Consider the following 6,810-nt stretch of genomic DNA (forward strand, 5'->3'; position numbering starts at 1 on the left):
ACGGTAGGCAGAAGTAAGATAGCAAAGAGGAAAATAGAAGAGATGGTTTTAGAAGAGGTAGCAGTATGATCGTTCCGATGAAAAAGGCGACAATCTTTGTTCAGTCTAAGGACGCCGACGGCGCCATAAACGAATTGCGCTCGCTCGGCATCCTGCACGTGGAGCACCATAAGGCGCCCGCCGGCAAAGAGATCGAAATAATCGCCAGTGGCATATCCATGTTAAGCGAGGCGATAAATATTCTGTCAGAGCAGGCGTTTATAAATAGAGCCGCAAGAGAGCGAGATGCGAAAACCCCGCGCCCGGCCAAGGACTGGAAAACCGCGGCGCTGCATATCATTGACGCGCGCAAAAGATTTGAGCAGCTGAAAGAATATTCGGTGACTCTTAAGGCCATGATAACCGAATGGGGGCGTTGGGGCGATTTTGAACCGGAGGAGATAAATGAGCTTTCTGAAAAGGGTATGTTTATCGAATTATACCAGATTCCGGTAAAGAAACTGAATACCATCCCCGAAGGCATTTTTGTAAAAAAGATATTTACAAAAGGAGAGTTTGCTCATTGCGTACTTGTGTCGCAGAGCCGCATAGATATTCCTTATAAAGAGATAATGCTTCCGAAGATGGGGCCTGACAAGATGCAGGCCAGATTGTCGGAAGACGCCAAAGTTATGGATAGTATAAGAAAGGCTGTCAGCCGGTTTGTAACTTATAAAAATACTTTTCAGGAGACGAAGAGATCGCTTGAGAAAGAACTCGAATTCAACCATGCCCTGAAAGGCATGGGAGAAGATAGCGAGATCGCTTATATAAGCGGATTTATTCCTCATGACGCGGAGGCGCTGATCAAAGATGCCTCCAAAAGAGAGAAGTGGGGACTTTTAGTGGACGATGTTTCCGACGAGGACAAAGTACCCACATTGATACGCAACCCCAGATGGGTTTCGATCATAAATCCTGTCTTCAAAATGATAGAGATCGTGCCGGGATACAGTGAGCTGGACATAAGCATGTGGTTTCTGATATTCTTTTCCATATTCTTCGGCATTCTTATAGGAGATGCGGGGCTTGGGGCCGTATATTTTATATTGACTCTTATTTTTCACCGCAAACTTAAAAATATCCTCAACAGTAATGCCCTGCCCATACTTTTTTATCTGTTGAGCTTTTGCGCCATCATATGGGGCGTACTTACGGCGACATTTTTTGGCCAGGAATGGCTTTCTCCATATTTCAAGCCCCTTGTGCCGGCGCTTAATGATTACAGAAATATGCAGAACATCTGTTTTGTGATCGGCGCGTTCCAGTTAAGCATAGCCCATATCTGGCGGGCCGTTATCAAAGCGCCTTCGATTGCCGCATTATCTGAATTTGGATGGGTGCTTATATTATGGGGAGCATTTTTCCTTGCAAGAACTATGGTTCTGGCTTATCCTTTTCCGAAACTTGCTTTATGGTTTTTATCAATCGGCGCCGTAGTAGTGATAATATTTACCAGCCCAAACAGAAATATTATAAAGGGAATAGGTGCCGGATTAGGCAGCCTTCTCAAAAACCTCGTTAACAGCTTTACTGATATTGTATCTTATGTCCGCCTCTTTGCCGTCGGGCTTGCGACTGTTGCGGTGGCAGATGCCTTTAATAAACTTGCGTTAGATATCGGGTTTAACGGCTTTTTTGCGGGCATCGCGACCTCTTTGATTCTTATCTTAGGGCAAGTGCTGAACGTACTGTTAGGTCCTATGTCTATTCTGGTACACGGCGTAAGGCTTAACGTGCTTGAGTTTTGCAGTCACTTAGAAGTTACATGGAGCGGATTTTCATATAAACCTTTAAAGAAATAATTCATTTTATCGGAAGGAGAATGATTATGGATAACAGTGTCTTGGTTCAGTTTAAGGATCTGGGGCTTGCCGGCGCGTTGGCATTCTCCGCGGTCGGCTCAGGGTTGGGCGCAGGCTATGCAGGGATGGCGGCGGTCGGCGCCTGGAAAAGGGCCTTTGCGCAGAATAAGACAGCCTCGTTTATGCTCATAGTGTTTGTAGGCGCCCCTCTTACGCAGACCATTTACGGCATGATCATAATGAATAAGATCGCCGAAGCGGCGGCGCAGGGTTTCTACCTGTGGGGGCTGGGGATCTTCTGCGGCATAGCTTGCGGTGTCTCTGCGCTTATGCAGGGCAAGGCCGGAGCTGTGGCAGCCGATGCTCTGGGCGCAACCGACAAAGGATTCGGTAATTATATCATAGTTTTGGGTATTATTGAGACCGTAGCCCTCTTTGTAATGGCATTCGCCCTTGGTGTTATCGGCAAGGTCACCGGCGCTTAATAGCGTATTGACAGCTTAAAATAAAAACAGTTGTTAATTACGAACCTTTGTGCTATAGTATTTGTATCAATAGCACAAAGGTTTTGTAATGAAAGACAAAGAAAGAAAATTAGCTCGCGCGTTACGTTCCGACGGATGGTCGTTGCGGGCGATTGCTGCACAAACCAAATGCTCTAAAGGTTCTGTAAGCAAGTGGATATCAGATATACATCTGACCGATGAGCAGATAGAAAGATTAAAGTCTAATCAAGACAAGGGGCGGGCAAAAGCAGCGAAGCACCCCAGAAGCAGTAAACAAAAATGGGCTAATATACGTAACGGAATCATAGCTTCTTCTCAAAAAGAAATATCATCTAAATATTCAAACAAGATTCTTAAAATAGTGGGGGCCGCCCTATATTGGGCAGAAGGTTATAACGCAAGCAGGAATGCAATAGTATTTGCCAATACAGACCCCCGTATGATAAAATTAATTATGCTCTTTTTCAGAGAGATATGCAAAGTTCCTGAAGGAAAATTCCGGGGAAAGATATTTATCCATCCTCATCTGAACGTAAAAGAAGCGGAAAAATATTGGTCTAATGTCAGCGGCATATCTCTCGCGCAGTTTAATAAGCCTCTTTTGGCTATCAGTAAATCAAGTTTAGGAAAAAGAGATACTCTGCCCTTCGGAACTTTCAGCGTAATGATCGGCGATGTTTATGTATGTTCGAGAATCAAGGGATGGATACAAGGTATGAGCAAATGGGCGGATAGTTCAGTTGGTTAGAACGCCTCGTTTACACCGAGGAGGTCATAGGTTCAAGTCCTATTCCGCCTACCATTTTATATACTTGTATTTTTAGGCGTTTTAGTTTATAATCTGTGGCACATTTGGGGACGTAGTTCAGTTTGGTTAGAACGTCAGATTGTCGATCTGAAGGTCGCGGGTTCGACCCCCGTCGTCCCCGCCAGTAAACATAAAAGACATACAAGATATTTATATATTGAATCTTCTTGTGTGTCTTTTTCTTTTTGAAATATCTTGAGTATTTGATAGCATAAAAATAGCACACTTTTTCAAGACCATCCTGCTCACCCATTTCTATCCACAGCCCAAATGGCACATATCCTTGCCAGCTTCATATTTCTGCTGTATATTTGAGACGCCACTTCTGCGCCAGCCCTATTAAACGAATAAAAAGTAACTTTTTTCTTGACATTTACAACAGTATTTGATACCCTATCTGCATGGCGCACTATTGTTTTATAATATTCAGAAGGAAAAATCGTGAACTATCGGAGGTATGAGATGATGAAGAAATCAATTACCATTTTTGCTTTTGCGACTCTAATGTTATGCCTTGGCCCGGTTTTTGTCAGCGAACTTAATGCTGATTGCCAGATTGGCGCATTTATTGCTGATTGGAGCAAAAACGCTACTTATCCCTGGCATGGTGAGCAAGGTATTTTAAACTATGAAGAGATTATTCAAAGGAAGGTGGCTTGTATCAAGATATATCAAAAAATTGTTGATGAATTTCCTTTCGTGGAAGCTTTAGGTGTTCATAATCATGGCACTGAAAGTTCGCCTACGGTACCATATATTGACATACATCCAAGTACCAATGGCGATGATAGTGTTCCTCGTCTTCTTGAGATTATAAATGGGGATTTTGATAGTTATATTCAGAATTGGGCTTTTGAAGCAAAAGCATATGGTAAACCGTTATGGGTATGTTTTGACGGAGAGATGAACGGAGATTGGCACAACGGTTCAGGAGCTGCCAATGGCGGAGCTACACTTGATGGCTACGGAGACCCCACTAAACCTGACGGCCCTGAAATATATATTGATGCCTGGCGGCACATTCATGATATTTTTGAAGCAGTTGGCGCTGACAATGTAGCGTGGGTTTGGTCTGTAAATAATTCTGATTGGCCACGGGAGCCGTGGAATAAATTTCAGAACTATTATCCGGGTGATGATTATGTCGATTGGTTGGGAGTCGATGGCTATAACTGGAATAGAGTAGAATATGCCGGCTGGCAATCTTTCCAACAGGTTTTTGATAATCAAGAGGATGAATATAGTAATTCCTTTAATAGATTGAGGGCGATTAGTACAGAAAAACCCATAATAATAGCAGAGTTTGCCTGTGCCCATGAACTAAAAGCCAATGGCAAGAGAAAAAGAGAGTGGATAACAGAAACCTTTAACCTTTTGGAAACGACTTATCCTTATGTTAAATGTTTTATATGGTTCGACATGGATAAGGAAGAAAACTGGTTAATAGACTCTGCCGGTAATGAAGCTCCAAGAGCGGCATTATCAGACTCTTATTTTGTTTCTGAAGGCAATTCCGGTACCCCAACCTTAAATCTTGATAATTTGATGAGTCTTGCCTTAAACAAGAATGCTACGGCTTCTTCAGTAGAGACAGGGACAGATCTTGTAGCATCCAAGGCTTTCGATGGTAATCTCGGTACGAGATGGTCTTCAGCAGGCTCAGACCCGCAGTGGATAAGTGTAGATTTAGGATCTTTCTCGGATATAACAAAAGTTATACTGAGCTGGGAAGCTGCTTATGCAAAATCGTATAAGATACAGATATCCGACGATGGTACTTACTGGGCAGATGTTTATTCAACAACCACCGGTAATGGGGGAAGTGATAATATTTCCTTAAGTGTCAATACTCGCTATGTAAGAATGTATGGCACGGAACGGGGCAATATCGCCTGGGGTTATTCTTTATTCGAGTTTGCAGTATACGGTACGGGAGGTGTTATAGAAGAACAGAAGATACACATATATTCTATTAATATGTTCACTACTGCTGCTAAAGGTGGGCTCAGTTTTGCCACAGCAGAGACAAAAATAGTGGATAGCAATGGACAGCCTGTAAGTGAGGCATTAGTCAGTGGCCACTGGACTGGGTTAACTACAGATAATGATTCAGCCGTAACAAACAGTACCGGATTAGTTCGGTGCGATTCTGATAAAACTAAAAAGTCGGGTACATTTATTTTCACCGTAGACAATGTATCTAAGTCTGGCTGGACTTATGACTCAGCTTCCAATGTCGAAGTGAGCGATTCGATAAGCAAACCATAATATAGAGATAGAATAGCGCACTTTTGACACACTCGCGGCTCGATGGCGCGATAGTACGCAGAGTCTCTTAAAACACTATGCACCCCAAACCTCTATTGCTAATCTAATGCGGCATGCTATAATATGCCTACAAGTATAGCGATTTGCTACTACAAAATATCTAACTTCAATCGAAATGGACGATTTTGAAGCCTTCTTTAGAGGCAATTACTTTAAGCCGCACCGGTAGCCCCGGTCATAACCCGCTCAGGTATAAGCACGCTTTATTCTTAAACCCCTACATCGAGAGCACGGCCACAAGCATAATGAAGCTTTTTCCGCCCGCAGGTATCGAATACGTAGCCACAAGCGCCAAGGGGCTCGCGGATAAAATTACTCTTCTTGACTTAAGATACGAGAAGGAGCTTTGTGATACGGAAAATCTTCTTAATTTCATCCGCTCCGAAATAGATATTATTTGCGTGAGTATTGGGTGGGACCGGCAGTTAGAAGAAGTCAAAGGCCTTTTAAGACGCATGCCGATCGAGATACCTTTAATCGTTGGTGGTTATAAAGCCACGGAACAAGTGGAGGAACTTTTCAGGGATTGTCCGAACATAGATGTTATAGTAAGAGGAGAAGGCGAAGAATCGATAAAAGAAATATTGAAAGGAAAGCCGCTCGATACCATCTTAGGAATATCCTACCGGCAAAATGGGAAAATTATTCATAATAAACACAGGCCGCTGCCCGACATAGACAGTTTAAATTACCCGGACCGCGCACTTAGGCGCCACGAGTATCACCTGACATTAGGCGGCATCGACGTAACAAAGATGACATTTGATTCGGTATTAAGCGCCAGAGGATGCCCTTATACCTGCAAATTCTGCACGTTCAGCCTGAATCCGCTCGGCCAGAAAAGAGACTATGCGCCGCGCAGCGTAGAATCGGTCGTTGAAGAGATAGAAAAGATAACAGCTGACGCGGTGCTCTTCAGCGATGATAATTTCTTCGCCAATCCCAAAAGGGCCGAAGAGATATGCGATATTATAATAACCCGGAAAATAAATAAACGGTTTATAGCGCAGGCCCGTATCGAAATAGCGAAATATCCCGCGTTGCTTGAAAAAATGGTGAAAGCGGGGTTCAAGATACTTTTACTGGGGATAGAGTCCCCCCACGACCGCATATTGGCGCAGCTTAATAAAGGATTTGATTCTAATACAATACGAAAATACTTTTCAGTGCTCAAAAAATATCCTCTCTACTACCACGGCTATTTTATTTACGGCAATATAGGCGAAACCGAGAAAGAGATGCTTTGTATATCAAAATTCGCGAAGGAAATAGGGCTGGATTCCATCACATTCCAGAAACTGAGGATAGAAAAATTTTCTCCGCT

At 43.2% G+C, this 6,810-nt stretch carries 5 protein-coding genes and 2 tRNA genes; all 7 read left to right on the forward strand.

Going from position 1 to position 6,810, the window contains the following annotated elements; translation table 11 throughout:
• The first annotated feature begins 65 nt into the window (after positions 1 to 65).
• On the forward strand, positions 66 to 1,844 hold the full coding sequence (locus tag KKI13_03820; GenBank protein ID MBU4488176.1) for a hypothetical protein: 1,779 nt from the start codon (positions 66 to 68) through the stop codon (positions 1,842 to 1,844).
• Positions 1,845 to 1,870: 26 nt separating this feature from the next.
• Positions 1,871 to 2,329, forward strand: a complete 459-nt coding sequence (locus tag KKI13_03825; GenBank protein MBU4488177.1) for a V-type ATP synthase subunit K — start codon at positions 1,871 to 1,873, stop codon at positions 2,327 to 2,329.
• 88 nt (positions 2,330 to 2,417) lie between these two features.
• A complete protein-coding gene (locus KKI13_03830; GenBank protein ID MBU4488178.1) occupies positions 2,418 to 3,098 on the forward strand; it encodes a hypothetical protein in 681 nt (226 codons plus the stop codon).
• Positions 3,076 to 3,152 (forward strand) — tRNA-Val (locus KKI13_03835). Before KKI13_03830 ends, KKI13_03835 begins: the two co-directional genes overlap by 23 nt.
• Positions 3,153 to 3,204: 52 nt before the next feature.
• A tRNA-Asp gene (locus tag KKI13_03840) sits at positions 3,205 to 3,282 on the forward strand.
• Between the two features lie 338 nt (positions 3,283 to 3,620).
• Positions 3,621 to 5,426 (forward strand): discoidin domain-containing protein, encoded by a 1,806-nt coding sequence (locus tag KKI13_03845; GenBank protein MBU4488179.1) that lies wholly within the window; start codon positions 3,621 to 3,623, stop codon positions 5,424 to 5,426.
• A 305-nt stretch (positions 5,427 to 5,731) separates the two neighbouring features.
• Positions 5,732 to 6,810 (forward strand): B12-binding domain-containing radical SAM protein (locus KKI13_03850; protein MBU4488180.1); only part of this gene is annotated, 1,079 nt, incomplete at its 3' end.

The organism is Candidatus Omnitrophota bacterium, assembly GCA_018894435.1.
Lineage (GTDB): Bacteria > Omnitrophota > Gorgyraeia > JAHIPI01 > JAHIPI01 > JAHIPI01.